The 2,337-nt window shown below is 62.9% G+C and carries 2 protein-coding genes; both read left to right on the plus strand.

The genetic code is table 11. From position 1 onward, the window contains the following. On the plus strand, window positions 1-316 hold a 316-nt coding region (locus tag FJT57_RS09760; RefSeq protein ID WP_144905306.1), incomplete at its 5' end, for a P-II family nitrogen regulator. Window positions 317-841: 525 nt separating this feature from the next. Next, window positions 842-2,272, plus strand: a complete 1,431-nt coding sequence (locus FJT57_RS09765; RefSeq protein WP_203229157.1) for an ammonium transporter — start codon at window positions 842-844, stop codon at window positions 2,270-2,272. Window positions 2,273-2,337: the final 65 nt, after the last annotated feature.

The raw sequence follows: 2,337 nt of genomic DNA on the forward strand, positions 1-2,337 counted from the left end.
CCGCCCGGACAAGCTCGGCGACGTCAAACAGTCGCTCGCCGCCACTGGCGCGCCGTCGCTGACGGTGACGAACGTCTCGGGACGGGGCTCCCAGCCCGCGAAGAAGGGACAGTGGCGCGGCGAGGAGTACACGGTTGACCTGCACCAGAAGGTCAAAATCGAGTGCGTCGTCGCCGACATTCCGGCCCAGGACGTCGTTGACGCGATACAAGACGGCGCGAACACCGGCGAACCGGGCGACGGAAAGATATTCGTTCTCCCTGTCGACTCGGCCTGCCAGATCCGGACGGGGACGACAGGCCCCGACGCGGTCTGACGTGACCTGACAGATCTGATTGTAGCGGTATCGCGACTTTTCTCCGTTGGATCGAATTGCTCCGTTTCGTACTCTGCGACGCGTCGTCGACGCGCAGCAGCACGTCGTGACGCGTCGATCGTCCTCGTTGGATCCGCGACGTGACGGTGCCCGCCTGACTCATTTTTGCTCGATCACCCAGCAGGTGCGCGCGAGCCTTTCACCCGCGGTTTGGGCCCTGATCGGCGCGCGTGACGAGCCGTCATCCAAACATATCGAATAACCTATACTATGTTCGTCGAGAAGTCCGGCAACATTTGTCCGCCTTCTGGCGATATCTCGTCCTTATATTCCTTTAATCCCATAGTAATTTTTACATACGCCTTGATACGCCCATAAAAGTTTACAATATAAACGATAAGTGTTTTAATACTCTATGTGGATAGGATCTATCGAGATTCGGAAAACGAATTTAATCGAAACTGACCAAATGATGTACGTTCGTCCAAACCAATTCGGTGCACCAACCACGAGTGGTATCGTATGCTGAGCACAGTACTCCAGTCTGATCTGTCCGCCGTCGTCGAGGGTGTGAACATGATGTGGGTCCTGACGGTCACGTTCCTGATCTTCTTTATGCACGCCGGATTCGCGATGCTCGAAGCGGGACAGGTCCGCTCGAAGAACGTCGCGAACCAGCTCACGAAGAACCTCCTGACGTGGAGCGTCGGCGTGATCGTCTACTTCCTCGTCGGCGCGGCGATCTCGACGATCGTCGGCGGCGCGACAGGCGGCGGCTCCTACTCCGTCGTCGGCGCGTTCACAGACCTCTACGCGCCCGAAGCGGGTTCGGCGGGCGTGTGGGTCGACTGGCTCTTCGGCGCGGTGTTCGCGATGACGGCCGCGACGATCGTTTCGGGTGCCGTCGCCGGACGCGCGAAGCTCCGCGCGTACGTGGGCTACACCATCCTGCTCGCCGCGGTGATCTACCCGGTCGTCGTCGGCTTCACGTGGGGCGGCGGCTTCCTCGACGCGCTCGGCTTCTACGACTTCGCGGGTGGCGTGATCGTCCACGCGATGGGCGGTATCGCCGGGCTCACGGCGGCGTGGATCATCGGCCCGCGCGTGAACCGCTTCAACGATGACGGCTCCGTGAACGTCATCCCCGGTCACTCGATGACCTTCGCCGTCCTCGGAACGCTCATCCTCGCGTTCGGCTGGTACGGGTTCAACGTCGGCACCTCCGCGTCGCCGTTGGCACTCGCAGAGTCCGGTGAAGTCGTTCTCGGATCGTTCGAGACCGTCGGTCGCGTCGCGCTCGTGACGACGCTCGGGATGGCCGCCGGTGCGATCGGTGCCGCAGGGGTCGCGACGTACAAGACCGGAAAGGTCGACACGCTCTACGTCGCGAACGGCCTGCTCGCTGGCCTCGTCGGCGTCACCTCCGTCACCGACGTCATCGTCTGGCCCGGCGCGATCGCCATCGGCCTGCTCGCCGGTGCGCAGCTGCCGATCGTCTTCGAGTTCGTCGAGAAGCGCCTCCAGATCGACGACGTCTGTGCGGTCTTCCCTGTTCACGGCTCCGCTGGCCTCCTCGGCGCGCTCGCGTACCCGTTCGTCGCGACGGCGTTCTGGAGCGGCAACGCGTCGTTCCTCTCGCTCGCGATCCCGCAGATAACCGGCGTCGTCGTCATCTCGTTGTGGACGTTCGCCGCCACGGCGCTCGTCTTCGGCGCGCTCCGCGCGGCGGGACAGGCGAGAGTCTCCCGCGACCACGAACTCGAGGGGCTCGACTCTTCCGAACACGGCGTCGACACCTACCCCGAGTTCGGCGGCCCCGACGACGCTGGCGTCGTTCGCTCGGACGGCGGGACGGTTCGACCTGATGGAGGGACGATCTGCCCCGACGGCGACGTCGCCACCGACAGCATCGCCGTCGAAACTGATTCGGAGACTGACACGGAGATCAAGATATGAGCGACACACAACCGACCGACGACGCGAACGGAACCGACACGCCGATCAAGATGGTGATGGCCTAC

Source organism: Halobellus captivus (assembly GCF_007655485.1).
In the GTDB taxonomy this organism is placed as follows: domain Archaea; phylum Halobacteriota; class Halobacteria; order Halobacteriales; family Haloferacaceae; genus Haloquadratum; species Haloquadratum captivum.